The following is a 24,965-nucleotide window of genomic DNA, read 5'->3' on the forward strand; positions in this document are numbered from 1 at the left end:
TGTCCTATGGTGTCTACTTGTCCCCGAAGGTCTTGTCCAGGGCGCTGAGGATGTCATCAATAATGTCCTCGGGGTCTTCAAGCCCGATGGACAGGCGCAAGTGGCCGTACTTATGGAATGATGCCGGGTAGTTTTCCGATCCGCCGCGGGCATCCGGGCCGACGTGGACGATCAGCGTTTCATCGTGGCCGAGCGAGACCGCCGACGTGATGACCTGCAGGTTTTTCACGAAGGTGTTCTGGGTATTTGAGTCACCTTCCACAGCGAATGCGAGAACGCCTCCGAAGCCGCGGCCTCCGAACTGTTTGCCGGCCAGTTCGTGCTGCGGGTGGGAGACCAGGCCAGGGTAGAGGACGTAGGCGATCCGCCGGTCGGATTCGAGGACTGCCGCTACCTTCTCCGCGCTGGAGAATTGCTGCTTGAGGCGCAGCGGCAGGGTCACGGAACCGCGCATGATCATCCAGGCGTTGAAAGGCGAAATCACTCCGCCGGCATCAACGATGGCATCGTGCCGGATGTGCTGGACGAGTTCGCGTCGTCCAATGACCACACCGCCCATTGCGTCGCCGTGACCGTTGATGTACTTGGTCAGCGAGTGGATGACCAAGTCTGCGCCGTCGTCGAGGGCTCGGTAGAAAGGTGCCGGAGTGAACGTGGCATCTATGGTCAGCAGGATGCCGGCGTCCTTGGCGATACTGGCCAGGGCGGCGACGTTGGCCACCTTGGTAGTGGGATTGGCGATGGTTTCAGCGTGAATCAGCTTCGTGTTCGGACGAACGGCTGCCCGGACTGCTTCCAGGTCGTCCGCATCAACGAAGGTGGCCTCAATGCCGTACTTTTCCGGAAGAAGTTCCCCGAAGAGACGGTAGACCGCTTCGTAGGTGACGTTGGAAACCACCACGTGATCGCCGGACTTCAGGAGGGCGAAGAACACTCCATGCAAGGCGGCCACGCCCGTGGCGAAAGCGGCTGCCGCGTCGGCGCCTTCCATAGCGGCAAGCTTTGTTTCCAGGGCGACCTGGTTGGCTCCGGCATTTCGGGTGTAGACCAGTCCGTCGTCAACGCTCGACCAATCCATGTCCGAGGGGTCGTCCGGGAGAAGGTAGGAGTTGGCCATGATGAGGGGAGTGCGGAGGGCGCCGGTGCCTTTGTCGATGCTGTTTCCGCCATGGACGGCCCAGGTGGCGTCATGGACGGAGGCCCGGTTGTGCTTGTCAGGTGCGCGGTTCATGGTTCGGGTTTCCTTTCGGAGGGTACGCCCTCATCAGCGGGCAGTGGAATGCGGCGCTGGGCGGTGGCTGATCAGGCGCTGGACGCTGACGACCTCTGAACCCAGCGTGGACAGGTGCTTGGTAAGGTCAGCTCCTGCAGCAAGCAACGATTCGGTGCTCATCGGTGCAAGTGCGTCCAAAATGAACAAAGCTGCGGTGGTCTCGTCACGCAATTGCGTGCGGCGGCCTTGACGCCAATTCCATCGACGGCAGGTGACGCCGTCGTCGTCGCACCAGAGAACTTCACCGGCGTCGGGGTATTCGACGACCGGTTCTCCGCTGGCTATGGTGTCGAAAGGTTCCTGGCCCGTCGCACGAACCAGTCGTGGTGCCCCGCTGTATCGGGCGAGGTCTTCGCCGCCGAGCGGGATCTGGTGCATGACCGAGATTGCGTTGTAAAGGTCCGTGAGCCTGTTGACCCTCGGGAGGCCCGCATCCGCCCGCCGAACCAATGCTTCAAGGCTGTTACGTGTGCGGTTGGGCTTGGCGCCGAAGGCTTGGTACGCCTCCCGCCATGCGGCAATGTGCGGAAGGTGTTCGGCCTTCTGCTCGCTCAGGGCTGTCCGGGCACCTTCCTCAGCCTGCTCCAGCAAGGCGTTGCTTGCTTCATCGCTGGCCCCGGGGACGAGGCCATCGACCGCAATCAGCAGGGCCCGGTAGTCGGGTCGAAGTTCGAAAACAGCGGGTTCAACTTGGGCGGCGTCCAGGGTTTCCTGAAGGGCTTGGGTACTAGGCATTGCCTGCCTCCCGATGGCCTGAACCGACACCGCGTTCAAAGACGGCGAGGGAGAACCGTGCCGGTTCGGAGGTGCTGTTGCTGTAAGAGTGGGCTACATCCCCGGGGAAGGTGACCGAGTCCCCGACTTCGAGAACGATCGTTTGGTCCGCAATGCCCACTATGACGGTGCCTTGTTGAACCTGCAGGAGTTCCTTGGTGCCGGGAGTATGTGCTTCGCTTGAGTGCTGGTCGCCTGGTCCGAGGATCCAGTCCCACAACTCCACTACTTCCGGTGGCGCTGTTCCGCCGACCAGCACGCCGCGTCCGCCCGCATCGCTGCTCCACAGCACGGCACCTTCACCCTTGCGGGTCACTGTGACGGCCTTGGGCTCGGGCGACTGGACCAGGTCCGGCAGCCCGACGCCCAAGGCATCGCTGATCCTTAGCAGAGTACCGACGCTGGGATTCATGGTTGCTTGCTCAACGTTGACCAGCATGCGGCGGCTCACGCCCGCCGCTTCGGCCAGTTGATCCAGAGTCATACGCCGGGCCAGGCGCTCCTGCTTCACCCGCGTGCCGATGGCCGAAGCCAAAGTTGCGATGTTTTCATCCATGAATGCAGCATACTGCACTTAGAGTGCACTTTCGATGGGCATCGATCCCGGAAGTGTGACAGGTTCCTTTGCCGGTTCCTGGCCCGGTCGGGAGCGGCGGAAACATAGCGTCCGTGAGATATGTTGGTCTCAACGATTAAGGTAAGGCTTATGGATCCGTATCAACTCAGCGTCTTGCGCGAGCTCGGTGATCATGGCAGTGTGGCCGCTACGGCACGCGCTCTTGGCGTGAGCCCCTCGGCGGTCTCCCAGTCACTCGCTGCGCTTCAACGTAAGTTCAAGGCACCCCTCACTCACAAACGGGGGCGATCCGTTGAACTCACTGATGCCGGACAGGCCCTGGCGGTAGCGGCAATCGCTGTTTCCGGGGCGATCACCCGCGCTGAAACCTTCTGACTTGGTGGGAACGACGTGGATTTCCACCCATGCTGGTTTCTCACCGGCCGACATGCTCGACGCAGTAGCCGCTGCGGCCGGGTATCCGATGCGCGTTGTGCACAGGATCAATGACTTCAGCACTGCCGCGGCCATGGTGTCCGAAAGTGGACACCTTGCATTGCTGCCCCGGCATACCGTTCGGATTCCTGCATCCCAGGACGTCGTCCTGCGTCCGCTCGAAGGCGTGCAAACAGTTCGCCACGTGGACATGCTGGTCCGCCCCGAACGGGTAGTTCACCGGGCAGTGGCTGTCGTTATCGATGCTTTGCGCGGGATCGCCCAATCACATGTTCAAACCCCCTCAGTCAGGAGCGCCCATGCCCAAGAATCCACGCGATGAGATAGACGCGCAGATTCTTGCCGAGCTTCGTCGAAACGCCCGCATCAGCTTGGCTCAACTTGGCGGGAAGGTGCTGCTTTCCCGTAACGCTGTGCGGCAGCGAATCGAACGGCTTGAACGGGACGGCTTCATCAACGGTTACACCATCAAGGAATCCGCTGGGAACGGGGCGCCCACAGTCAACGCCGTGCTCCTGATTCAGCGTCAGGACAGGATGAGGGGTGGTGACGTCATCGCCGGGTTGCGGGCGATTCCGGAAATTACCACCTGCGACGTCGTGAGCGGGGAGCTTGATCTGATCGCCAGGGTGGAGGCACCTGATGCAGCCAGGATCCAGGAAATCTGGCGGCAGGTTTCAGAGTTTCCCGGAGTCCGCGACACAACCACGGCCTTGTCCCTCTCGACTGTGATAGACAGGCAGACTCCACGCTGAGGGGGGGCGCTGATACCGAGCTTGTGGCCCGAATCAGACGCCCATTAAGGCCTCAGCCTGCCCGGGCAGGAGCAGGCCTTCGGTGACGGCGAGGTCCATGACACTGTGCCCTGAAGCAAGGGCGCGGTGTGCGAGGTCTGCCGCCACTGCATAGCCCAGCAACGGGAGCAGCGCAGTGGCCTGCGCTGTGGACGCCCTCGCTCGGGAGCGCAGCAAAGCATCGTTCGCTTCAATGCCTTCCACGCAAAGGTCCCGCAGAACGTCGGCACCGTTGGTCAGCCAGCTCACTGATTGGAGCAGGGCGTGAGCTATGGCTGGTTCGAACGCGTTCAGCTGAAGCTGTCCGTTTTCAGCCGCCATGGTTACAGTTACGTCAGCTCCGGCGACGAAGAAGGCGATCTGGTTGACGACCTCGGGAACCACGGGGTTGACCTTGCCGGGCATGATCGAGGAGCCCGCTTGGCGCGGAGGCAATCGAATCTCGGCCAGTCCTGTTTGCGGGCCACTGGAGAGCAGCCGCAAGTCACTGCAGATCTTGGAGAGCTTGATGGCGGTGCGTTTGAGCGCTCCGGAGAACGTCATGAAGGCGCCGGTGTCCCACGTTGCTTCGACGAAGTCGTGGGCACGGACCAGCGTCACGCCGCTCACGGCTGAAAGCTTGTCGATGACACGCTCAACATACAGTGGATCGGCGGTGATGCCGGTGCCGATGGCGGTGGCACCCAGACTGCACTCAAGCAACAGCGCAGCTGCCTCGCGCAGCCGGCGCCGGTCTTCCTCCAACGTCACGGAGAACGCGGCGAACTCCTGACCAAGGGTCATGGGCACCGCATCCTGCAACTGCGTGCGGCCAACCTTAGGGATGGATGAGAACGCCCGCCCCCGTTCGGCGAACGCAGCCGAAAGCAGGGCCAGACGCTCCAGTAGATCTTCCAAGGCGAACACGAGGGCAAGGCGCACTGCCGTCGGGTAGACGTCGTTGGTGGACTGGCATTTGTTGACGTGCCCAATGGGGTCGACCGCATCGTAGGAGCCTCGGGGATGGCCTAACGCTTCCAGGGCGAGGTTGGCGATGACCTCGTTGGCGTTCATATTGGTGGAAGTCCCGGCGCCGCCTTGGATGACGTCCACCGGAAAAGCGTGGTCGACGTCGCCTGAGGCCACAGTGTCACAGGCTGCAACGATGGCGTGGCCAATGTCTGCCGGGATCAGGCGCAACTCGGTGTTGGTCAGCGCCGCAGCCTTCTTGACATACGCCAGTGCCCGGACCAGGTGCCGGTGGGTTCCCAGCTGGATGCCGCTGATGGGGAAGTTGAGGATGGCCCGTTCAGTATGGATTCCCCACAAGGCGGACCTGGGGACCGCCAAGGTCCCCAGGCTGTCCTGTTCAATTCTCACGCCTGCGGTCATGAGGCGATCGCGATGACTTTGGGCTGGGTCATTTCCTCGTAGGCGAAGTGGACACCTTCGCGGCCCATGCTGCCGTATTTTGAACCGCCGAACGGCATTGCGTCGTGCCGGTAGTCCGAGGAGTCGTTGATTATGACGCCGCCTGCGTCGATTGCCTTGGCGGTTGCCAGGGCTCGGCCCAGGTCCTTAGTGAATACCCCGGCCTGCAGGGCGTATTCGCTGTCGTTGGCCAGCTCGATGGCTTCCTCGGGGGAGTCGAACGGCTCCACCAGGACTACGGGGGCAAACAGTTCCTCGCTCCATGCCTCACAGTTGCGGGGGACGCCCGTGAGCACAGCGGGCGTCAGGACCGGCCCGTTCAGGGTTCCGCCAGTGAGTAGCTGTGCCCCGGCTACGACGGCGTCATCGATCTTCCGCTTCGCTTCGACAGCGGAGCCGTTGCTGATCATGGGTCCGACGTCGGTTTGTTCGTTGCGCGGGTCGCCGGTTTTCAAAGCCGCCGTTTGGGCGACGAAGTCCTTCAGGAAGGCATTGAAGACAGTCCTTTGGACAAGGATTCGCTGGGCCCCTATGCAGTTCTGTCCGGCAGCCCAGAAGGAGCCAGAGACACAGGCTTCGACGGCGGTGGCAAGGTCGGCGTCGTCGAACACGATGACAGGCGCGTTGCCGCCGAGTTCCATGGACAAGCGCTTAATACCGGCGTTCGCCGCGATCGCACGCCCGGTGGCAAAACCTCCGGTGAAGGAAACCATGCGGACCAGCTTGGAGGAGATGATGGTCTGCGCGATCGTGCGATCACCCAGGACCACGGTAACGAACTCCGCCGGCAGACCGGCCTCCCGCAGCAGGTCCACCAGGAGGATGGCTGTCAACGGAGTCAGCTGCGACGGCTTCAGGATCACGGTATTGCCGCCGGCAATCGCGGGGCCGAGCTTGTGGGCCACCAAGTTCAAGGCGTCGTTGTACGGGGTAATGGCCGCAATGAGTCCCAGCGGTTCACGGGTGAACCAACCCTGCCGGTTCTCGGAGCCTGCGAAGGAGTCGAACGGGACTACTTCGCCGACGTTTCGGCGCGTCTCCGCTGCCGAGAGCTTGAGGGTGTTGACGGCCCGCGCGACTTCCTTGCGTGCCTGTTTGATGGTTTTGCCGGCTTCGGCAACGATCAGTTCCGAGACTTTTTGGGAGCGCTCCTGAAGAAGGTCCGCGGCGGTGTCCAGGATCCGGCCCCGCTCGTGACGGGGCATGGCGGCCGCTGCCGGCGTGGCGGAAGCGGCACGGATCAGTTCCACCTGTACATCTGCCTCGCTGCACTGGGGCAAGGTTGCCAATACGGAACCGTCAAACTTGTTGTGCACCACCAGATCGTGAGTGGTCAATGGGGAGTTGGCTTCGGCAATGGCTGTTTCAGGCACGGACGGCTCCTTTGACGAATTCGTTGACGGCCATGATGTCCGAGATGAGGGCGTAGGCGGTCTCCACACGGCCAGCGCCCGGGCCGGATACGGTGACTGCCCCGAGCAGGTCGGTGGTGAATGACACGGCGTTGGTGGCACCGGAAATGCCGGCGAGCGGGTGATCGGCCTGCAGGGCGATCGGCTTGACGGTGGCAACGACCCGGCCGTCTGCTTCACGGCGGGCTTCGCCGATCAGCTTCCAGCGATGTCCGCTTGCCAACGCCTTGGCCACGTCATCACTCTTGATGTGCTGAATGCCAGTGGTTTCTACATCGCTGGGGTTCATGCTGGCCCCGAGCAGTTCGTTGGCCAGAATGGCGACCTTGAGCCGGACGTCGGAGCCGCCGATGTCCGCGGTCGGGTCGGCCTCCGCGTAGCCGAGATCCTGGGCTTCGGCGATAGCCTCGTCCAAGCGCAAACCGGCTTCCATGCGGCCCAGCACATAATTGCTGGTTCCATTCAGGATGCCTTGGACTGCCGTCAGCTCGAGACCTCCGAGCATCTTGTGTGCCAGGCGGATCACTGGCGTGCCGCTCATGACGGCGCCTTCGTATTCGAAGCGGACGCCGTTGCTTGCAGCGAGTTTGCTCAGTTCAGGGCCCCGGAGAGCGACGGGACCCTTGTTGGTGGTCACCACGTGCTTGCCCGACTCGATGGCCCACCTTACGTGCGAGACGGCCGGTTCGCCGTCGATTGGGCTGGTGAAGGTTGCTTCGACGACGATATCGGCGGGGCTGTTCTTGATGACGTCTTCATTTCGGGGGTCGGAACTGCCGCCGGGGAGCCCGTCGAAGGAGGTCCCGCGGGGCATGGCCAGGACGGCTGCAAGGTCGATGCCGTCGCCCTGGACGAGTGATCCGAAGGCCAGATCGGTGATGGCTACGACGCGGAGCTCGAATCCGAGGGAAGCGAAGCGCTGTGGTTCGTCGCGGATCAGTTCGGCCAGGGCACGGTTAACGCCTCCGAAACCAATCAGGGCCAGGTTGTAAGTAGTCACGGGATCTCCTTGGTAGGGCGGTGATGCTGTCCTTCAAGCCTCGTTCCCGGGTGTGTCAGTTACCTAGGTACGAATCGACTGTCCGGGATGCCGAAACGCCCAAAAATGCGGGTAGTTTGGCCGCATCGGCCATTGGCCCGACGCCCCGGAATCTTCACGGAAAGGCAAAAGCGGCCTTTCACGGACGAGTGAAAGGCCGCTTTGCCTGGGTCAGGGTTGCGGTGGACTGTGTTTCACGCCTGTACAGGCGCAGATGTGTGGAGCTGCTGTTGACGGCGTCCTCCTCGTTGTGCTGCCGCGCCCGCGAAGATGACCAGCAGGATTCCCGCGAATTGGAGAGCCGAAGGGGACTGGGCGAGCACGACCATACCCAGCAGGAGGCCGATGGCCGGCTCCAATGCCAGCAGGGTGCCGAACGCTGTGTGCGTCATCCGACGAAGCGCCCGCATTTCCAGGATGTAGGGCAGCACGGGTATCAATACTGCCAGGGCGGCAGCCACGGCAACGAGTTCCCAAGTGATGTGGCCGAAGGCCTGCGGCAGCCCGAACGGTGTCACAACCACGGCTGCAATAGGAATGGTCAACGCCAGGCCACCGATTCCGCTGAACCGGTCACCGACCTTTTGGGTCAACAGAACGTAGGCCGCCCAGCCGACCGCGCCCATGGCAGCAAAACCAACGCCGATCAGGTCTACTTCGCCGGCCCAAGGTTCGGTGAGCAGGAGGACGCCTGCCAGTGCAGTTGCAGGCAAGACCAACGATCGAACGCCCCGCCCGCGAAGTGCGGCGACGCTGAGCGGGCCAAGGAATTCAATGGCGACAGCGGTGCCAAGCGGAAGACGTTCCATGGCTGCGAGGAACGTCACTGACATCAGTCCAACGGCGATGCCAAGACCCAGTACGGCCGGGGCGTCACGAAGGCGGAGGGACTTCAGCGGCGGGCGGGCCAAGAGCAGCAGGATGAGCGCGCCCATGCTGAGCCGAAGCCACGCCGTACCGATGGGTCCGAGCGTCGGCATCAATCCTGCGGACAGGGCAGAGCCAAGCTGGATGGAAAACATGGCTGCTATTGTCAGCGCCCACGGTGGTATTGCGCGGTTGGAAGTGGTCATTGTTGGTTCCCCTCGGTCGGGCATCCACTGCTTGCACGCAACCTCGGAGGCCCGGTCACGTCAGGGTGGCTTTGTTGATGAGATGGTCTGTGATGGTGATGTCGGGCCCCAGCCCGGCCAGATGGGTTGCCAGTTCCTCGACGGCCGCTTGTAGGGCCTCAGTGCTAACAGGGTCCAGGGCATCCCGGATGAACAACGCGCTGGAGGTTTCGTCCCGTAGCTGTGTCCGTCGGCCTTGCCGCCAGTTCCACCGTCGACAAGTCACGCCGTCGTCGTCGCACCAGATGACTTCACCTGGTTCGGGATACTCGACGACGGCCTCACCGTTGGCTGCTCAAGGCGGCTGGCGTCCACGAGAGTTGGAGTGTCCATAAAGGCATCATACTGCACTTATAGTGCATCATGGAAGAAAATCAGATTTGGCGCAGCTTACTGCCGGCCGCCCGGACGGCTCCAGTGATTCGTTCGAGCCGTGGTGAGGCCATTGCCCAGCACTGCCAGTACAGCGCTACGTCATTTGGGGTTCCGGGGAGGGGGACCAGGCCTCGGGGCAGGTCCTGCTGGAGTTGCTGTTCGGGGATCATGCCCCATCCCAGTCCGGCGCATGCGGCCGCAAGGAACGCTTCGGAGGAAGGGACGGTATGGGTTGGGGGAAAGTGTTCAACACCCTGGGAACGAAGGAAACGGTGCTGCATGTCATCGTTGGTGCTGAAGCGGAGCATCGGCATTTCCGACCAGTTCACCCCATCAGAAGCTTCGTGCCGTTGCCGCAGTGCGGGCGAGGCAGCCGGCACATAGCGCATTACGCCGAGCGACTCTGCCCGGCATCCCCCGACGGCTTTCGGATCGGTGGTGACTGCCCCCAGTACGTCTCCTTGGCGCAGTAACCGGCTGCTATGGTGTTGGTCTTCGATGTGTAGGTCCAGCACTGCATCCGACCATGTGGCTGCATCGTGCAGAACAGGGATAAACCACGTGGCGAGCGAATCGGCGTTTACGGCGAGGGCAACTGTGGCCCGTCCTTCAGGGCCTTGGCCCAACGACTGCAGGGCGTCTGCCTCCAGCGCCTGAATCTGTCGGGCTGTGCGCAAGAGTACGGCGCCGGCTTCCGTGGGGCTGCTCGGCAGGCTGCGGCGGACCAGTATTTGCCCGGCGGAGGTTTCCAAGGCTTTTATGCGTTGGCTGACAGCGGAAGGCGTGATGCCGAGCAGGGTCGCGGCAGCATCGAAAGATCCGGTCTCGACGATGGCGCTCAGAGCCTTCAGATGTTCGAAGTTCATGGTCTAAACGTGAATACCTTGGTGTGGTTTGGGTCCTGCCTCTGTGCGGGCCGCCGGGACTCGACGGCCCGCATCTGGGCGGGATTGATGTGTTGATTAAAGGACTTTGCTGAAGAAACTCTTGGTGCGTTCCTGCTGGGGGTTGGCTATGAGCTCGCGGGGATTGCCCGACTCTACGACGATCCCGCCGTCCATGAACGTCAAAGTGTCTCCGACCTCCCGGGCGAAACCGATCTCGTGGGTTACCACGATCATGGTCATGCCCGACTTTGCGAGGTTCTTCATCACATCCAAGACGTCTCCTACCAGTTCGGGGTCCAGTGCGGAGGTCGGTTCATCGAAGAGCATCAGCTCCGGATCCATGGCCAAAGCCCGGGCGATGGCAACGCGCTGTTGCTGGCCGCCGGAGAGCTGCGCGGGGTAGTAGCTGGCGCGATGGGCGAGTCCGACCCGGTCGAGAAGCTCCTGGGCACGCCGTTTGGCGGGAACTTTTTCAAGACCACGGACCTGCACGGGAGCCTCAATGATGTTCTCCAAGGCTGTCTTATGGCCAAAGAGGTTGAACCGTTGGAAAACCATGCCGATGTTCCGGCGTTGGCGGGCGACGTTTTTGAGATGCAGTTCGTGGAGTTTTCCGTCCTTTTCGCGGTATCCGATGAGTTCGCCGTTGACGCGGATCCGGCCGGCGCTAATGCTCTCCAAATGGTTGATGCAGCGCAGGAGGGTTGACTTTCCTGACCCTGAGGGGCCGATCAGGACTGCGACTTCGCCTTCTTTGACGGTCATGTCGATGCCACTCAGGACGTGGTGGTCCCCAAAATACTTGTGGACTCCCTCGATCCTGACCAGATCGGTGGTTGCTGCACTCATCGGCCGCTCTCCTCAATGGTTGGTGCGCTATCAAGGGTGGTGGCCGGTGCCGGGCGGACGCTTGCAGCGGCTGCTTGCAGGGCTGCGGGGTTGACTGTGATTCGAGTGGAGATGTCGACGCCTTTTCCGTAGTGCTTCTCGATAAAGTGCTGGCCCACCATCAGGATGCTGGTGACGACCAGGTACCAGAACGCCGCCACGATGAGCAACGGAATAGGGAGGTAGCTTCTGTTGGCAAGGGTGTTGGTGACGAAGGTCAGGTCCAAAGTGAACGGCACTGCAAGCACCAGGGAGGTTGTCTTGAGCATTCCGATGGTTTCGTTGCCGGTTGGCGGAACAATGATGCGCATCGCTTGGGGAAGGACAATGCGCCACATGATTTTCGTGCCACGCATGCCCAAGGCTGCAGCGGCTTCAATCTGTCCCTTGTCCACAGACTTCAAACCAGCGCGGAAGATCTCCGCCAAGTAGGCCGACTCGTTCAGGGCGAGGCCCAGAACGGCAGCCCAGAAAGCGTTCAGCAGGTCTTGGGTTGTCAGACTGAGCAGTTCCGGGCCGAAGGGGACACCGAGGGTGATTTTGGGGTAAAGGACGGCTACCAATCCCCAAAAGATCAACTGGGTGTAGACGGGGGTGCCTCGGAAGAACCAGACCCAGAACCAGCTGGACCACCGGAAGGTGGGGTTGTCAGACTGGCGCATGAAGGCAAGCAAAATAGCCAGGGTCACGGCTATGGTCATCGACAGAACGGTGAGAAGAAGAGTCCACCCAACGCCTCGGATGACGTTTTCGTCGAGGACGTACAGGCTGAAAGTATCCCAGTGGAAGTTGGGGTTGGTGGCCAAGCTATGGATGCCAACGGAGGCCACCACGAGAATGACGGCGGCTCCCACCCAGCGACCAGGGTGGCGGACAGGGACTGCTTTGATCAGCTCCGGTGAAGGATTTCCCTGCGTGGTGCTCAAGGGGTTGGTGGTAATGCTCATGACTGCACTACAGGGTTGACTTCGGGCTTGGTGATGGCGCCGTCGGAGTTGTTCCAGGAATCGAGGATGCGCTGATAGGTGCCATCAGCGATCAACTTGGCAACCACTTTTTGGAGGAGCTCGGCCAGTGCCGTGTCATGCTTGGGGACGGCGATGCCCACTGGGGAGGTGTTGTAGACGCCTCCGGCTTTTTCAACGGCTCCGTTGGTCTGCTGGATGGCGTAACCGATCAAGGTTGACTCGGCGATCATGGCGTCGATGCTTCCGTTGACCAAGCGTGTGGTGACATCCGTCTGGTTCTTCAGCGTGACAACGTCGATGGGTTGCTTGCCGGCTTTTTCACATTCATCATTGCGGTTCCTGAGGTCAGGATCTTCCTGGGTTGTCCCCGTCTGCACTCCCACGGATTTTCCGCAGACGTCATCGGGGGAGAAGTTCCTGGGGTTGCCCTTCTGAACGGCCCAGGTAGTCCCGGCGTTGAGATAGCTGACGAAGTTGACGGCTTCGAGCCGCTCCTTGGTGATGCTGAAGGAGCTGATGCCCAGATCGTATTTGGGTCCGAGGGCAGGGAGGATGCCTGTGAATTCTGCGGTCTGTACATCCACTTTCAGGTCCAGGGTCGCTCCGATGGCCTTCGCCAGGTCGACGCCGTAGCCCATGGGAGTGCGGTTATCCGCGCCACCGAGGAACTCAGCCGGAGCGTACGTTGTGTCGGAGCCGATGACCAAGGTGCCCTTGGATTTGATGGCTTCCGGCACCTGTGACGCGAGCGTTTCATCCGCCGTTAGGCTGGCGGGGTCGAACGTGGCATTGGACGAGCCAGAGGTGGGACTCGCTGCGGACCCGGAAGCATTAGTGCACGCGGACAAGGCGAGCAAGCAAGTGGTCAGCATGATCGCACCTTTGGCAAGGGGCCCGAATTCACGTGGGGCCTGTTCGATTCCTGCGTCCTTATGCCGCGCCGGGGGCAAGTGGTGCTTGGGTGATCTGTTGGTCGATTCCGACATGATGTCTCCTGATGATGGTGCGCCGATGCGGGCGAAAGATGGGGTTTCTGCCCATGTCGAATCTCTGCAGCGCTGCACTGATCGTCATAGGGCTTGCGGGAAAGTGGGATGGGTCAATGGTATGGATCACAACACCGGACACCAATGGCCCATGTTCGAATCGACGGTTAAGGCAAGGCTTACGGGAATCTGGTCCTGGATGACGACAGAAATTGACCCCTTGGCCCCTTATCGGGAAATGTCCGGATCTGTGGGATGGTTGTCGTCTTGGACAGTTCCTTCGCCGTCGGTGCCACGAAATGCTTGGGTAGGTAACCCATCCAGGAGGAACAATGACCGAATTTATCGCCGGCGTCGAAGTGCCCGAAACTGAACTGGTCCGCGAAGCCACATCACTTGTGATGGATGCAGCAGAGGAAGCTGTCTTTCACCATTCCCGCAGGGTCTTCCTCTGGGGAACGCTGCAGGCCCGCGCACGGAATTGGGAAGTGGACCCCGAACTCGCCTACGTGGGTGGGCTGTTCCATGATCTGGGGCTGACAGCCAAGTACAGGACTACCGGGCAGCGTTTCGAAGTCGACGGCGCGGACGTGGCGTTTGATTTCCTGAAAGAGCACGGACGTTCCGAAGATGACGCCCGGAACGTCTGGTTGGCGATCGCACTCCACACAACACCTGGGATTCCCGAGCATCTGGGTCCTGACGCGGCGGTGGTATCGCTGGGGGTGGAGACTGACGTGCTGGGAATGAACCTTGATCGGATCTCGCCGAATGAACGTGCGAACGTCCTCGCTTCGCATCCCAGGCCAGGGTTCAAAGGAAAAATTCTGGAGGCTTTCTACGAGGGAATGCGGGAGCGCCCGGACACGACGTTTGGAACAATGAACGACGACGTGCTCGCTCACTTCGATCCGTCATTCGTGCGAGCGAACTTTGTGGACATCATCCAGAAAAACGACTGGCCGGAATAAGGTTTTCGTTGGCGCCGGTGTATCCGTCGGTGCCAGCAGCATCGTTTACAATCAGGTCAGGATGGTCGCATGCAGCACGACGGGTTCGTCGCTTTCCTTGTGTTCGATGGGGTGACCATGCTCGATGTAGCAGGGCCTGCGGAAGTTTTTACCGAAGCGAACAAGCTCGGAGCTTCCTACACCCTGAAGTACATTTCTGTCTCCGGGAAGCCCGTCAGCACTTCCATCGGTCTGCCAGCAGGGGTGGACGGACGCCCCGGCGACTTAAGAAACCTCGATACGCTGATCGTTCCGGGCGCTGATCACCTGCCCTGTTCCCCTATCGCAACGGAACTGGTGGAGGCTGTTCAGTCCATTCAGGGACGTTCCCGGAGGGTGGTTGCCATCTGTACCGGCGCGTTCGTTCTTGCTGCTGCCGGTCTTTTGGATCAACGACGGGCGACAACGCACTGGCAGCACACCAGGCTCCTTGCCGCGGCCCATCCCGAGATCCGGGTGCAGCCTGATGCGCTTTTCGTCGAAGACGGAAATGTCCTCACATCTGCCGGTGTCTCTGCCGGCATTGATCTTGCACTGGCGTTAGTGGAGAAAGACCACGGTCCTGCCCTCGCCCGTGAGGTGGCTCAGAAGTTGGTTCTGTTTATGCAGAGGCCAGGAGGACAGTCACAGTTCTCGGCACCCCTATCCGTCGAAAAGCCCAAGAATCAGCCCCTGCGGGAAGCGGTAGAACTGATTTCGGCCCATCCGGAACAAAACCACACCTCCGGCTCCATTGCCAGGATGGTGGGACTGAGCCCCCGGCAGGTGGCGCGCCTTTTTGCCACGGAACTGCAAACTTCCCCGACGAAGTTTGTTGAGCAGGTTCGGCTTGACCGGGCGAAAGCACTTCTTGCGGGAGGACAAGGCATCGCAAAAACGGCAGCGGTGGCAGGTTTTGGAAGCTCGGAGTCCATGCGGAGGATCTTCAACCAGCGTCTTAGTGTGTCGCCCAGTGAATACCGAGCCCGCTTCCAGTCCACAATGGCCCGCACGGATGACCGCGTTGCGCTGGACGACGTTGGTAACGCCAGCGAAAACATCAAAGATGATGAGAGACGAAACCAAGGGTTAGAGGCTTAGGCGGCCCCTACTTTCGGGTGCCGGGGCTTAGTACGGGTTTCCGGCGCAGTTGCATCAGCCCCGCGACGGTCAGCCCGGCGGTAAGTGCGAGGGCCGCCACCCATAGGGTGAGGCCGGCGAGGTCATGGATGGCCATCTGTGGGAGCCTTCTGTCCGGTACGGCTACGACGCCGATGAACGCACCGGTGAGTCCGAAGTAGCTGCCTGTCATAAACCGCTGGTGTGCACGGATATTGCCGCGGCGGACGGACCATAGGCCCATGGTCAGCGTACAGAACGTCAGCACAGAGAGGGCGTGGAGCCAGTTGAAGCCGCCATCGATGGTTCTGATCCCGAAGGAGGTGAGGACTACGACGTACATGGCCACTGCCCAGATGCGACCCAGGATCTTGTGCGCTGCGCTGCCTTTGTTGCGGCGGAGCAGGTTCACGGCGCCGAAGATTAAGGCGTAGCCGGCTGCGATGGCGTGCAGGGAGATGAGGAAGGTCCACGGCGAGGGCATAGGGCCAGCCTAGTGGCCGTCAACTGTGGCTCCGTAACTGATACTTTCTTCAGCTACTTAGTGCTTTCCTTGCGCTTTTTGACCCTTCGGATGATGAGCCACACAATGAAGGCGGCAAGTCCTGCGTACACGGCGTAATTGAGGAACCGTGAGTACTGGTCCACAAGGTGATATTGCTTGCCGAGCAGTGATCCCGCTCCAATGAGCAGGGCGTTCCATACGCCGGTCCCGGCCACAGTAAAGAGGCTGAAAGTCATCAGGTTCATGCGTTCGGCACCAGCCGGGAGGGAGATAAGGCTGCGCACACCGGGGAGCAACCTGCCAAAGAATATTGCTGATTTACCGTGGCGTTCGAACCAATCAGCGGCCTTTTCGAAGTCTTCCCGATCAACCAAAGGCAGTTTCGAAAGTAGCTTGATGGACCGTTCCAACCCCACCTTGTACCCCAGCCAATAAAGGAGCAGTGCGCCGGCATATGCCCCGAGGGTGCTGGTGACGAACACCAGGATCAGGTTCATGCTTCCCTGTTGGGTAAGGAATCCAGCCAGTGGGAGGATCACCTCGCTGGGTATGGGCGGGAAGACAGTCTCCAGGAGCGTCAGCAAGCCCACGCCCCATTCACCGAGGGCTTCGATTACCTGCGCGGCGATACCGACAATCCCGCCCAGTTCATCGGCTGCAGCAGTCGCCTTAAGAAAACTGATCAGGTCGATCTCCTCTCTTAAGCGACTCTCCTATAGGAGGCCTGCGGCGCATCCTGCCGGTTCCAAAGAGAAGCCCAGTGATGGGGGACCACTGGGCTTCCACCTCAACGCTATTCCTATCTACGGCCTCGGGCAACACGCAATGTCAAGAGCTTTTCAGGCCGGTGAGTGAACGGCCACGGAGTCGCGCTCAACTGCCGGACAAGCGATCTTCACAGCGGACTCGAGAGGCGCAGCATCAATGCCCAACAGCATCCGAACGCCCGCAGCGCCTAGTTCATAGTGGGGCAGTGACACCGTTGAAAGTGGCGGCCGGAGGTGGGCGGCGATGACTTCCTGGTTGTCGAAACCCACCACGGCAATGTCCTCCGGAATGGAGAGGCCGTTTTCCCGCAGGCCATCGTAAAGTCCCATGGCCATACGGTCGTTGTAGCAGTACACCGCACTGACTCCAAGCTTGAGCAAATCCTCAGTGGCACCGTAGCCGCCTTCCTGATCCGGGTACGCTTCGAGCACCAGATCGGGATCAAAAGAAATTCCGGAGGCTTCAAGTGCGTCCTTGTAGCCCTGGAGTCGGCCATCTTTGGCGGGTGCAGGGGTAGTGGTGTTGATAAACGCGATTCGCCGGTGGCCGCCGCGGAGCAGGATCTCAGTGGCCGACTGTCCACCTTGCGCCTCATCCGGTACTACGGCCCGCGCGGTCCCGGCGTCGGGGGAAAAACAGTTGACCAGGACGAAATCCGCCTCGCGAAGGGTTTCCGGGATGTCGGTGGGGCGGTGGAACCAGGTTGAGTAGAGGATGCCGCGGACTTTGTATTCCAGCATCATGGCAATGGCATCTCTTTCGAGGTCCTGGTTGCCTTCGGTGTTGGCGATCAGCAGCGCGTAACCATGTTTCCAGGCTTCATCCTGGGCACCATGGATGATCTGGCCCGCGAAGGGCGTGGTGGCTACGCCGTCGGCCACCAACCCGATGAACTTCGAGGTTCCACTGACCAGTGTTTGGGCCATGGCATTCGGCCGGTAGCCCAGTTGGGCGATCGCCTCAGTGACCCGTTGACGCGTCTCATCCGCAATGCGCGCGTTCTTCTTTTTGTTGATGACCAGGGAAACAGTGGCAGTGGACACGCCCGCTAGTTCAGCGACTTCGCGGAGGGTCACCGGATGGGCGCGGCCCGCTCTGGCATGATCGATGGGGCCGGCCGCGATGCCTGAATTTTTCTCCTGCGAAATCATCTGTCCTCCGACTGGAGTATATCCGTCTGCCGTGGCGCTCATCCCTTGTTCGCCCCGCTTTCCAAGCCTTGAATCATGGCCTTGTTGAGGACCAGGAAGACCAAGAGCAGGGGAGTGATGGTCACGCAGACCGCCGCAAAGGTCGCAGTCCAATCCACTTTGCCCATGGCCCCGATGTAGTTCTGCAGGCCCAGCGGAATCGTCTTCAAATCCTCGGAAAGAACAAAAGTGTTGGCGAAGATGAAGTCATTCCAAATGAAGATGCTGTTCACCAAGACAACAGTGACCACGGTGTTCAGTGAAAGAGGCAGGGTGATCAAACCGAAAATCCTGTACGGGCCGGCACCATCCAGGGACGCGGCCTCGTAGGTTTCCCGCGGGATGTACTCGAAGAAGGATGAGAACAGGTAAATGGACATGGGCAAGGCAAAGCCAGCCAGGGGGATGATCATCGACTGGTAGGTGTCCAACAGGTTCACTGCGGAGTAATCGATGAACAGTGGGACCAAAGCGATTTGAACGGGAACAATGATCCCCACCAGGAACAAACCGCGGACGAACCGGCTCAGGCGGAAGCCGAGAACCTGTATGGCGTAGGCAGCCATCATGCCGAACAACACAATGAGGATGTTGGCGCCCATGGTGACAATGAAACTGTTCAGGATGTTTCGGCCCAGGTCGCCGGTTTCGAATGCCCTTGCATAGTTTTCCCACGTCAACGAGCTGGGAAGAGCGAAGGGATCGCCGGTTGCGAAGTCGTGTTCCGTCCGGAGGCTGGTAACGAATAGCCAGGCGAGCGGGTAAACCTGAACTATCACGATGAGCATCATCAGGACCCGCGAGAGTGTCCGGTACAGGCTCGGCTTACGCCGCCGTCGTTTAATAACCGGCGACGGCGGAACTGTCGCGCGCGGGGTAGAAGGGGCTGTTTGGGTGATCATTAGTCTGCCTTCCGCTTAAGCATGAACAAGATGAGGCCGACGGCGACGAGGCACTCGATCACGATGAAGACGGAGATTGTGCTTGCGTAGCCGAAGTCCGTGCTGGTGAAGGCCGTCTTGTACATGTAGGTGGTGAGCAGCTCGGAGGACTGCCCGGGGCCACCGTTGGTCATGAGGTACGGGATATCGAAACCGCGCAGGCCGTAGGTGGTGGCCATGATGGTGGTGGTAATCCACACGGGACGTATGTAGGGAAACCGGATCTTGGTGAAGAGTGTCCATTTCGAGGCCCCATCCAGGACCGCTGCTTCTTCCAGTTCCTTGGGTACGGCGATCAGGGCAGCGTAAATGATGAGCATGTAAAGTCCGGTGAACCGCCAGCCCTCGGGGGCGGATACGGCTGCCAGGACGGTGTTTACATCGGAGAGCCAAGCCCGCTCAAAGGAACCCAAACCTAGCCAATGCAGCAGTTGGTTCAACAGGCCAACGGGGTCAATGGAGTAGATGCGGATGAAGAGGAATGCGATCGCTACGGTGGAGATCACAGCTGGCAGCAAATAGAGGGTTTTGATGAGTTCCCGGCCCCGGCGAAGTGACGTGAGCAGGCTGGCTACGACCAGTGCTCCGCCGAGCTGCAGCACCAGGCAGATGGCCAGGTACAGGAGTGCGTTGAAGAAGGACCTCCAGAAAATGTCGTCTGCGGTGAGCATCCGGACGTAGTTGGCGAGGCCTACGAACTCCATCTCGCTGATGCCGTTCCACGAGAAGAAGCTGAGGAACAGCGACTGAAGAATCGGGAAGAGTACGGCTGCGCAGTAAAGCAGCAGCGGTGGAAGCAGGAAGACCAGGACCGAGGTCCTTGACCTGTTGGGTAGCATGGTGGGCCTTTCGGGCGGGGGCCTTGGGAGCCCCCGCCGCTTGGGTTTACTTGAAGAACTTGGGGGCGTTCTGCTTGATGGCGTCGTCCATGGTCTTGGTGAACTGTTCGGGCGTGATGTTGCCCTGGACCAGGAGGACGAGTTCCTGTTGCAGCCGGCCGTTGGTGGTGGGGTCCAGCTGGGTGTCCCACGGCATTGCTTGCTTGTCCCCAAGGGTGTTGGCCGTTTCGAGCGCCTTCTTGTACAACGGAGTCGCGTTCGCCGGGATGGTCGTTTGTACGTTGGTGGTGGGGGAGAGGGCCCCGGTGGCAGCGTATTCAGCCGGGTACTTCTCCAAGGCGAACTTCAGGAAGTCGCTCACCAGCGGGTCGTAGGTCTTCGAGTTCACTGCCATGCCAATGCCGGAGGGTGATACGAACTCGTTCGCAGCAGTAACCGAACTTCCAGTGGTGGGCAAGGTGAAGAAATCGATGTCGTCCCGCACATCAGGGTTGAGCTTGTCCGTGGCGAGGCTGGGAAGTTCCCAGGTGCCGATGTTGTACATGGCGGCCTGTCCCGAGGTGAACTGGTTCTGCGCGTCCGAATATCCCTGGGCGGAGAAGCCCTCCTGGAAGCACTTGGCCTTGCCAAGGTCAGCCATCCACTTCACGGTCTTCTGGCCGGCGGCATCCGAGAAGGACGCCTCGCCCTTCTTTAGCTTCTGGACGAAATCGGGTCCCGCTTCACGGAACGGCTGGTACGCGATGTAGCGTTCCAGCGGCCACTGGTCCTGTCCGTCGATGGCGATCGGGGTGATCCCGGCATTCCGCAGGGCAGTGCACATGGCGGGAATGTCGTCGAGGGACTTCGGCACGGAAACGCCGGCCTTCTGCATCAGGGCCTTGTTGTACCAGATGAATTCGAGTTCGAACTGGAACGGAATCATGTACAGGGAGCCGTCGTCGAAGCGCTGGTAGTCCAGTGCGCCGGGGCGGTAATCGTCGTAAACGTCCAGTGACTTCAGGAGCTTCTCGGCGTCCACCATTTTGCCTTGTTTGGCCAGTTCCTGGGCGAAGGGGGTGGCGTCGGTATCGAACAATTCCGGTAGCTTGTTGGCTGCAGCCAGGGTTTCAAGCTTTTGAATGTACGAGGGCCGGTCCGGGGTGGTGATGAGGTTCAGTGCGAAGCCTGGGTGTTCCTTGGCGTAGTCGTCCGCGAGTTTCTTCATGATGTTGATGACAGCTCCGTCGGCGGGCCTGGAGAGCAGCCAGGATATTTCGCGGGGCTTGATCTCGCCGGTGGGGCTGACGTTGGAGGGGTCGCTGGCGGCTCCTCCGCCGCCGCAGGCTGTCAAAGCCAGGGCAGCGGCGGCTGCGACGGCAGCGGCACGGAATAGTTTCTTCATGGCGGCAATCTCCCTTGATTGAACAGAGGTTGGGGATGGGGCGGTATTCAGTTGTCGGTGCGCTGACGTATCTCAAGTTCGGTGACGGTGGCGGTTCCTTCGCCGGCGAAGACGCCGATTCTCCCTGCCGTCAGGTCGTAAATCCTGGTGCTGAGCGCAACCTGACGGTCGACGACGGCGACGCAAATGTCGCCGTCGGCGATGACCTCAAGGGTGTGCTCGCCAGGGGTGAGGTCGCAGGGCCGCTCGAGTTCGATGTCGTAGGGGACGTCGCCCGAGACATGCCACTGTGCGTCCCCCGTGATGGTGCGCGGCCAGCGGTCGAAGACAAGTCGCCCGCGTTTGGGTTCCAATCGCAGAACGTAGGACCGGTCGCCGTCGTCGCTTGATCGCAGCAGCAGCCCGCACTCGGTGGTGTTGGCGGCGATGTCAATGACAGCTTTGGCGTAAAACTGTCGGGGCATTTCCTCGTCGGAGACCATAGCGGTGTAACCGTCCGGCACGTGGAGCAAAGCCGGCAAGGAACCCGCAAGGGACACGGGGACGTCGTCCCAGAAGCTCTCCACGAGTTCATCTGCGAACGAAAAACCCAGTGTCCCGTCGGGGTTTTGGAGGGCTTCCAGCACGGACATTGTTCCGGCCCACTGCCATGGACCCTGATCTGCGTTGCCTTCCTTACTGGCAATCCATCCGAAGAAAAAGCGCCGTCCGTCCCGCTCTGCGGTTTTTGACGCATAGAAGGCGCGGCCGTCGATGCTGTCCAGCGCGGGCACGGTCCACGGCCCGTCGGGGCTTTTGGACATGCGGTACCGGGTGGTGAACGATTCCGAAAATTCGGAGTACACCATGTACCACCAGTCTCCCCAAGAGAAGACGTCCGGGCATTCGTGCGTGATGTACCGGCGCGGATCCCAGAACGGTTCAGTGTGCTGCCAGGTCATCAGGTCCGTGGACACACACTGCGCGATGACGCCGCGGCGCCGTTCCGGCCCTGTTGAGTGCCTTGCCGCGAGAAGCATCCGCCACTGGTTCTTGCTGTCATCCCAAAACACAAAGGGATCACGCCAATCACCGGACTCGTAGCCGTCCGGAGCGCCGAAGGTGAGCTCGGGGTGTTTTTGCCAGGTTTCCATACCGTCAGAGCTCGTGGCGTGCATGACCAATTGAAGGGGCACGCCGTCCGGGCCGAGATTGCGGGGGTTCTGGCCGGTGTAGAACAGGTGGTGGACGCCGGACCCGTCCGTGATGATGCTGCCCGTGTAGGCGTTGAAGTCCAGGTCGGTTTCGCTGCCGTGGTGCAACGAAACGCCATGGTCCTCAAACTGGGTGAGGTCTTTTGTGGTGACCAGATTCCATGAGGTGCCGGGTTTCGGGTCTGAGCGGTCTTCGTGAAGGTAGAAGAGCCGGAACTCCCCGTCCTTCTCGAAGGGGATGAGGTCCCCAACCCATCCGTCGGTGGGCTGGAAAAAGACTGAGCGTTTCATCTGCGCTGATGTCCATTCTGCTAAAGCGTTTGATCACTGAAAGCTAGCGTGTAATTCCACACTGTTCAAGCGTTTTAGCAAAATTCATTCCTAATATTTTTGCTCTTGCTAAAACGCTTGACCGTCGCCAGGCGGTGCAGCTAGGGTCCTGCATAGCTTCGGCTTCCCCCACCGCATGAATGGCCCTTCGGCGCGCTGTTGCGCCGAACCTTGAGAGGAACGAATCAATGACGTACGAAATCTCTCGTCGCACTGCACTGCAGGGCGCAGGCGCTGGCGCCTTCGCCCTGTTCTTGAGCAACGCCGCCCCCGCAGCCGCAGACGCCCCGGCGTCACTTCGGGCCCTCTACCACATGACCCCACCTTCGGGCTGGCTGTGTGACCCGCAACGTCCCGTCCACACCAATGGCGCCTACCAGCTCTACTATCTCCACTCCGGCCAGAACAACGGCCCGGGCGGATGGGACCACGCAACTACGGGCGACGGCGTGGCCTTCACACACCACGGTGTGGTGATGCCCCTGCAGCCCGATTTCCCGGTGTGGTCGGGATCGGCGGTGGTGGACACCGCGAACACCGCTGGTTTCGGTGCCGGGGCGGTAGTCGCACTGGCTACTCAGCCGACTGGCGGCATTCGAAAGTTCCAGGAACAATACCTCTACTGGTCAACCGACGGCGGCTACACGTTCTCCGCCCTCCCGGACCCGGTAATCGTGAACACTGACGGACGAACCGCCACCACCCAAGCTGAGATTGAGAACGCAGAGTGGTTCCGTGACCCGAAGATCCACTGGGACGGAGTGCGCAATGAGTGGGTGTGCGTGATCGGACGGGCGCGGTACGCAGCGTTCTACACCTCAGCAAACCTGCGGGACTGGAACTGGAAATCCAACTTCGACTACCCGAACCACGCCCTGGGCGGTATTGAATGTCCAGATCTGTTTGAGATGACCGCCGACGACGGCACCCGGCATTGGGTGTTCGGCGCGAGCATGGATGCCTACAGCGTCGATCTGCCGATGACCTTTGCCTATTGGATGGGTGCCTGGAACGGCACGGCATTCGTTGCTGATGACCTCACGCCGCAATGGCTGGATTGGGGATGGGACTGGTACGCCGCCGTCACGTGGCCCTCCGTCGAGGATCCCGAAAAGAAGCGCCTGGCAATCGCTTGGATGAACAACTGGAAGTACGCCGCCCGTGACGTACCCACAGATGCCTCCGACGGCTACAACGGGCAGAACTCAATCACGCGGGAACTGCGCCTGGAACGCCAATCGGGAGGTTGGTACAGCCTGCTCAGCTCTCCGGTTGGCGCGCTGCAAGGTCACGTCACTGCCACCACGGCCCTGCCCGACCGTACGGTTAACGGCAGCGTGGTACTGCCATGGAGCGGGCGTGCTTATGAGCTTGAGCTCCACATTTCCTGGAATCTGGCAACGAACGTTGGCGTATCTGTTGGCCGTTCCCCGGACGGTTCCCGTCATACCAATATCGGCAAGTACGGCGACGAGTTATACGTCGACCGTGCGCCTTCAGACCAAAGTGGGTACACACTGATGCCCTACGTTCGGGCCGCAGCGCCCATCGATGCCAATGCGCGGTCAGTACATCTGCGCATCTTCGTGGACACGCAGAGCGTTGAGGTATTTGTGAACTCGGGACACACCGTGATTTCACAGCAGGTTCACTTCGCAGACGGCGACACAGGGCTTTCACTGTATGCGGACGGTGGCCCGGCGGACTTCACCGGAATCACCATCCGGGAGTTTGGCACTCCGCTGTAGCCGGGCTGTAGTGTGCGGCCCCTGGGCTAAGCGCCGTGGGGCCGCGCATGGGCATGGTGACCCGAGCGGACCTTCAGTGAGGAAGGTCGAAAGCGGTGGACGGCGCGCGGCTCACGTCGAGGCTGGCGGGGGTGGCGTGCTCTGGGCTTGTGCTCCTCCTCGGCGCGCGACGAGGGAAGCAGGGCCAAGGGGAGGATGGTGGCTCCGAGCCAGACAACCACGCCGATAAGCACTAGAAGGATGGCTGAAGTGGGCTCCATGGACTAAGCATAGGCACAACTGCCACCGTTTATAAGTACCCTGACGACCCTTGCGGCCGGGCAGCGTCCTTGACAACTCCAGCGGTGCCACGACACTGATTCCATGTACAGGAACAGCCGCGTATCAGCCCAGTTTTCCATGTCCCTTGATGGATTCATCGCCCGTGAGGATGACGGCGTCGGCCCCTTATTCGACTGGTACGAGGCCGGATCCGTGGAAACCTGGATGCCAGGCCACCCTGTGCCGTTTCATCTCAGTGAAGCCGACGCCGACTACTGGAAGTCACTTCCGCGGGAGGGAGCGTTCATCTCCGGCAGGCGGATCTTCGACGTGGCAAAGGGGTGGGGCGGTCACCCGCCCAATGAGTCACCAACCGTTGTCCTGACGCACCGCGAACCCCTGGCGGACTGGCCACCTGTCCGGCGGGATGGCAAGCCCGTGCCGTTTGAATTCGTAGGGGACCTGGACACGGCCCTGGAGCGTGCCGCCCACCTGGCGGCTGGTAAGGAGATTGGCGTTGCCGGCGCGGACGTGGTGCAGCAGTGCTTGCGCCGTGGTGTCTTGGACGAACTCCGTGTTGACCTGGTGCCGGTACTGCTCGGAAGCGGAATCCGTTGGTTCGGAGATTTGGCAACGGACGTCATGCTCGACGATCCCGTGATCGTTTCTGGGACCCGCGTCACCCATCTTGTCTATCAGGTACGCTCCGCGGCCTCGCGCTGACGTCACGAATGCGAGGTTATCCACAACCGGAGAAACAGCGTACGA

Annotated in this window: 27 protein-coding genes; 7 read left to right on the plus strand and 20 right to left on the minus strand. The window is 60.8% G+C overall.

The features are described 5' to 3' along the window. Nucleotides 1-13: 13 nt before the first annotated feature. The 3 genes from ACZ881_RS21395 to ACZ881_RS21405 are packed head-to-tail and all read right to left on the minus strand — an operon-like array spanning nucleotide 14 to nucleotide 2,603. On the minus strand, nucleotides 14-1,231 hold the full coding sequence (locus ACZ881_RS21395) for a trans-sulfuration enzyme family protein (protein WP_476117892.1): 1,218 nt from the start codon (nucleotides 1,229-1,231) through the stop codon (nucleotides 14-16). A gap of 33 nt (nucleotides 1,232-1,264) precedes the next feature. Further along, the gene (locus ACZ881_RS21400) at nucleotides 1,265-2,008 is read right to left on the minus strand and encodes a B3/B4 domain-containing protein (RefSeq protein ID WP_476117893.1); all 744 of its coding nucleotides are present in this window, start codon (nucleotides 2,006-2,008) and stop codon (nucleotides 1,265-1,267) included. Continuing rightward, the gene (locus tag ACZ881_RS21405; RefSeq protein ID WP_476117894.1) at nucleotides 2,001-2,603 is read right to left on the minus strand and encodes a helix-turn-helix domain-containing protein; all 603 of its coding nucleotides are present in this window, start codon (nucleotides 2,601-2,603) and stop codon (nucleotides 2,001-2,003) included. The genes ACZ881_RS21400 and ACZ881_RS21405 overlap by 8 nt, the downstream gene beginning before the upstream one ends. 150 nt (nucleotides 2,604-2,753) lie before the next feature. On the opposite strand from ACZ881_RS21405, the gene ACZ881_RS21410 reads away from it, so the two are divergent. Genes ACZ881_RS21410 through ACZ881_RS21420 form a run of 3 tightly spaced genes read left to right on the plus strand, consistent with a single transcriptional unit; the run spans nucleotide 2,754 to nucleotide 3,814 of the window. Continuing rightward, nucleotides 2,754-2,999 (plus strand): LysR family transcriptional regulator, encoded by a 246-nt coding sequence (locus ACZ881_RS21410; protein ID WP_476117895.1) that lies wholly within the window; start codon nucleotides 2,754-2,756, stop codon nucleotides 2,997-2,999. Between the two features lie 4 nt (nucleotides 3,000-3,003). Next, on the plus strand, nucleotides 3,004-3,381 hold the full coding sequence (locus tag ACZ881_RS21415) for a LysR family transcriptional regulator substrate-binding protein (RefSeq protein WP_476117956.1): 378 nt from the start codon (nucleotides 3,004-3,006) through the stop codon (nucleotides 3,379-3,381). Beyond that, nucleotides 3,359-3,814 carry an Lrp/AsnC family transcriptional regulator gene (locus tag ACZ881_RS21420; protein WP_091465588.1) on the plus strand — a complete coding sequence of 152 codons (456 nt, stop codon included), beginning with the start codon at nucleotides 3,359-3,361 and terminating at the stop codon, nucleotides 3,812-3,814. The genes ACZ881_RS21415 and ACZ881_RS21420 overlap by 23 nt, the downstream gene beginning before the upstream one ends. A gap of 33 nt (nucleotides 3,815-3,847) precedes the next feature. Here ACZ881_RS21420 and ACZ881_RS21425 read toward each other — a convergent pair whose 3' ends face one another. The 9 genes from ACZ881_RS21425 to ACZ881_RS21465 all read right to left on the minus strand — a co-directional run bounded on the left by ACZ881_RS21425 (nucleotide 3,848) and on the right by ACZ881_RS21465 (nucleotide 12,816). Further along, nucleotides 3,848-5,212 (minus strand): aspartate ammonia-lyase, encoded by a 1,365-nt coding sequence (locus tag ACZ881_RS21425; RefSeq protein WP_476117896.1) that lies wholly within the window; start codon nucleotides 5,210-5,212, stop codon nucleotides 3,848-3,850. Nucleotides 5,213-5,220: 8 nt separating this feature from the next. Further along, on the minus strand, nucleotides 5,221-6,636 hold the full coding sequence (locus ACZ881_RS21430) for an aldehyde dehydrogenase family protein (protein ID WP_476117897.1): 1,416 nt from the start codon (nucleotides 6,634-6,636) through the stop codon (nucleotides 5,221-5,223). Continuing rightward, nucleotides 6,629-7,675, minus strand: a complete 1,047-nt coding sequence (locus ACZ881_RS21435; protein ID WP_476117898.1) for a homoserine dehydrogenase — start codon at nucleotides 7,673-7,675, stop codon at nucleotides 6,629-6,631. Before ACZ881_RS21435 ends, ACZ881_RS21430 begins: the two co-directional genes overlap by 8 nt. 233 nt (nucleotides 7,676-7,908) lie before the next feature. Further along, a complete protein-coding gene (locus ACZ881_RS21440) occupies nucleotides 7,909-8,787 on the minus strand; it encodes an EamA family transporter (protein WP_364308032.1) in 879 nt (292 codons plus the stop codon). A 55-nt stretch (nucleotides 8,788-8,842) separates the two neighbouring features. Continuing rightward, entirely contained in the window at nucleotides 8,843-9,052 is a 210-nt protein-coding gene (locus ACZ881_RS21445; RefSeq protein ID WP_476117899.1) for a hypothetical protein, read from the minus strand. A gap of 148 nt (nucleotides 9,053-9,200) precedes the next feature. Beyond that, entirely contained in the window at nucleotides 9,201-10,067 is an 867-nt protein-coding gene (locus ACZ881_RS21450) for a LysR family transcriptional regulator ArgP (protein WP_476117900.1), read from the minus strand. 96 nt (nucleotides 10,068-10,163) lie between these two features. Beyond that, a complete protein-coding gene (locus ACZ881_RS21455) occupies nucleotides 10,164-10,937 on the minus strand; it encodes an amino acid ABC transporter ATP-binding protein (protein WP_476117901.1) in 774 nt (257 codons plus the stop codon). Continuing rightward, nucleotides 10,934-11,923 (minus strand): amino acid ABC transporter permease, encoded by a 990-nt coding sequence (locus ACZ881_RS21460; protein ID WP_476117902.1) that lies wholly within the window; start codon nucleotides 11,921-11,923, stop codon nucleotides 10,934-10,936. Before ACZ881_RS21460 ends, ACZ881_RS21455 begins: the two co-directional genes overlap by 4 nt. Further along, entirely contained in the window at nucleotides 11,920-12,816 is an 897-nt protein-coding gene (locus tag ACZ881_RS21465; RefSeq protein WP_476117903.1) for an ABC transporter substrate-binding protein, read from the minus strand. The genes ACZ881_RS21460 and ACZ881_RS21465 overlap by 4 nt, the downstream gene beginning before the upstream one ends. A 446-nt stretch (nucleotides 12,817-13,262) precedes the next feature. Here ACZ881_RS21465 and ACZ881_RS21470 point away from each other — a divergent pair, with 446 nt between their 5' ends. Next, nucleotides 13,263-13,901, plus strand: a complete 639-nt coding sequence (locus ACZ881_RS21470; RefSeq protein ID WP_476117904.1) for an HD domain-containing protein — start codon at nucleotides 13,263-13,265, stop codon at nucleotides 13,899-13,901. Nucleotides 13,902-13,970: 69 nt separating this feature from the next. Continuing rightward, nucleotides 13,971-15,020, plus strand: a complete 1,050-nt coding sequence (locus ACZ881_RS21475) for a GlxA family transcriptional regulator (protein ID WP_476117905.1) — start codon at nucleotides 13,971-13,973, stop codon at nucleotides 15,018-15,020. Between the two features lie 7 nt (nucleotides 15,021-15,027). Here ACZ881_RS21475 and ACZ881_RS21480 read toward each other — a convergent pair whose 3' ends face one another. The 7 genes from ACZ881_RS21480 to ACZ881_RS21510 all read right to left on the minus strand — a co-directional run bounded on the left by ACZ881_RS21480 (nucleotide 15,028) and on the right by ACZ881_RS21510 (nucleotide 22,149). After that, nucleotides 15,028-15,522, minus strand: coding sequence for a DUF2306 domain-containing protein (locus ACZ881_RS21480; protein WP_476117906.1), 495 nt, complete (start codon nucleotides 15,520-15,522; stop codon nucleotides 15,028-15,030). Nucleotides 15,523-15,575: 53 nt separating this feature from the next. After that, nucleotides 15,576-16,229 carry a DedA family protein gene (locus ACZ881_RS21485; RefSeq protein WP_091465605.1) on the minus strand — a complete coding sequence of 218 codons (654 nt, stop codon included), beginning with the start codon at nucleotides 16,227-16,229 and terminating at the stop codon, nucleotides 15,576-15,578. Nucleotides 16,230-16,382: 153 nt separating this feature from the next. Further along, a complete protein-coding gene (locus ACZ881_RS21490) occupies nucleotides 16,383-17,462 on the minus strand; it encodes a LacI family DNA-binding transcriptional regulator (RefSeq protein ID WP_476117907.1) in 1,080 nt (359 codons plus the stop codon). Nucleotides 17,463-17,500: 38 nt separating this feature from the next. Then, nucleotides 17,501-18,403 (minus strand): carbohydrate ABC transporter permease, encoded by a 903-nt coding sequence (locus ACZ881_RS21495; protein WP_179019932.1) that lies wholly within the window; start codon nucleotides 18,401-18,403, stop codon nucleotides 17,501-17,503. Then, a complete protein-coding gene (locus ACZ881_RS21500; RefSeq protein ID WP_091465608.1) occupies nucleotides 18,403-19,281 on the minus strand; it encodes a carbohydrate ABC transporter permease in 879 nt (292 codons plus the stop codon). Before ACZ881_RS21500 ends, ACZ881_RS21495 begins: the two co-directional genes overlap by 1 nt. 46 nt (nucleotides 19,282-19,327) lie before the next feature. Further along, nucleotides 19,328-20,665 (minus strand): ABC transporter substrate-binding protein, encoded by a 1,338-nt coding sequence (locus tag ACZ881_RS21505; RefSeq protein ID WP_476117908.1) that lies wholly within the window; start codon nucleotides 20,663-20,665, stop codon nucleotides 19,328-19,330. Nucleotides 20,666-20,712: 47 nt separating this feature from the next. Continuing rightward, complete coding sequence (locus ACZ881_RS21510) at nucleotides 20,713-22,149, minus strand: family 43 glycosylhydrolase (protein WP_476117909.1); 1,437 nt, start codon at nucleotides 22,147-22,149, stop codon at nucleotides 20,713-20,715. Nucleotides 22,150-22,376: 227 nt separating this feature from the next. Between ACZ881_RS21510 and ACZ881_RS21515 the strand changes: the two genes are divergently transcribed. Next, nucleotides 22,377-23,936: a glycoside hydrolase family 32 protein gene (locus tag ACZ881_RS21515; protein WP_476117910.1), complete on the plus strand. Its 1,560-nt coding sequence runs from the start codon at nucleotides 22,377-22,379 to the stop codon at nucleotides 23,934-23,936. Nucleotides 23,937-23,962: 26 nt separating this feature from the next. Here the strand turns inward: ACZ881_RS21515 and ACZ881_RS21520 are convergent, their stop codons facing one another. Further along, on the minus strand, nucleotides 23,963-24,196 hold the full coding sequence (locus tag ACZ881_RS21520; protein WP_139025136.1) for a hypothetical protein: 234 nt from the start codon (nucleotides 24,194-24,196) through the stop codon (nucleotides 23,963-23,965). A 103-nt stretch (nucleotides 24,197-24,299) separates the two neighbouring features. On the opposite strand from ACZ881_RS21520, the gene ACZ881_RS21525 reads away from it, so the two are divergent. Further along, a complete protein-coding gene (locus tag ACZ881_RS21525) occupies nucleotides 24,300-24,920 on the plus strand; it encodes a dihydrofolate reductase family protein (protein ID WP_476117911.1) in 621 nt (206 codons plus the stop codon). The last annotated feature ends 45 nt before the right edge of the window (nucleotides 24,921-24,965 follow it).

It is taken from the genome of Paenarthrobacter sp. TE3676, from assembly GCF_056279165.1.

Bases quoted from the DNA above. Each gene is read 5' to 3' on its own strand.
- ACZ881_RS21495 (WP_179019932.1), bottom strand. From the start codon at position 18,403: ATGATCACCCAAACAGCCCCTTCTACCCCGCGCGCGACAGTTCCGCCG.
- ACZ881_RS21525 (WP_476117911.1), top strand. From the start codon at position 24,300: ATGTACAGGAACAGCCGCGTATCAGCCCAGTTTTCCATGTCCCTTGAT.
- ACZ881_RS21520 (WP_139025136.1), bottom strand. From the start codon at position 24,196: ATGGAGCCCACTTCAGCCATCCTTCTAGTGCTTATCGGCGTGGTTGTC.
- ACZ881_RS21505 (WP_476117908.1), bottom strand. From the start codon at position 20,665: ATGAAGAAACTATTCCGTGCCGCTGCCGTCGCAGCCGCCGCTGCCCTG.
- ACZ881_RS21405 (WP_476117894.1), bottom strand. From the start codon at position 2,603: ATGGATGAAAACATCGCAACTTTGGCTTCGGCCATCGGCACGCGGGTG.
- ACZ881_RS21450 (WP_476117900.1), bottom strand. From the start codon at position 10,067: ATGAACTTCGAACATCTGAAGGCTCTGAGCGCCATCGTCGAGACCGGA.
- ACZ881_RS21460 (WP_476117902.1), bottom strand. From the start codon at position 11,923: ATGAGCATTACCACCAACCCCTTGAGCACCACGCAGGGAAATCCTTCA.
- ACZ881_RS21470 (WP_476117904.1), top strand. From the start codon at position 13,263: ATGACCGAATTTATCGCCGGCGTCGAAGTGCCCGAAACTGAACTGGTC.
- ACZ881_RS21440 (WP_364308032.1), bottom strand. From the start codon at position 8,787: ATGACCACTTCCAACCGCGCAATACCACCGTGGGCGCTGACAATAGCA.
- ACZ881_RS21480 (WP_476117906.1), bottom strand. From the start codon at position 15,522: ATGCCCTCGCCGTGGACCTTCCTCATCTCCCTGCACGCCATCGCAGCC.
- ACZ881_RS21395 (WP_476117892.1), bottom strand. From the start codon at position 1,231: ATGAACCGCGCACCTGACAAGCACAACCGGGCCTCCGTCCATGACGCC.
- ACZ881_RS21420 (WP_091465588.1), top strand. From the start codon at position 3,359: ATGCCCAAGAATCCACGCGATGAGATAGACGCGCAGATTCTTGCCGAG.
- ACZ881_RS21465 (WP_476117903.1), bottom strand. From the start codon at position 12,816: ATGCTGACCACTTGCTTGCTCGCCTTGTCCGCGTGCACTAATGCTTCC.
- ACZ881_RS21475 (WP_476117905.1), top strand. From the start codon at position 13,971: ATGCAGCACGACGGGTTCGTCGCTTTCCTTGTGTTCGATGGGGTGACC.
- ACZ881_RS21455 (WP_476117901.1), bottom strand. From the start codon at position 10,937: ATGAGTGCAGCAACCACCGATCTGGTCAGGATCGAGGGAGTCCACAAG.
- ACZ881_RS21410 (WP_476117895.1), top strand. From the start codon at position 2,754: ATGGATCCGTATCAACTCAGCGTCTTGCGCGAGCTCGGTGATCATGGC.
- ACZ881_RS21515 (WP_476117910.1), top strand. From the start codon at position 22,377: ATGACGTACGAAATCTCTCGTCGCACTGCACTGCAGGGCGCAGGCGCT.
- ACZ881_RS21500 (WP_091465608.1), bottom strand. From the start codon at position 19,281: ATGCTACCCAACAGGTCAAGGACCTCGGTCCTGGTCTTCCTGCTTCCA.
- ACZ881_RS21400 (WP_476117893.1), bottom strand. From the start codon at position 2,008: ATGCCTAGTACCCAAGCCCTTCAGGAAACCCTGGACGCCGCCCAAGTT.
- ACZ881_RS21510 (WP_476117909.1), bottom strand. From the start codon at position 22,149: ATGAAACGCTCAGTCTTTTTCCAGCCCACCGACGGATGGGTTGGGGAC.
- ACZ881_RS21490 (WP_476117907.1), bottom strand. From the start codon at position 17,462: ATGATTTCGCAGGAGAAAAATTCAGGCATCGCGGCCGGCCCCATCGAT.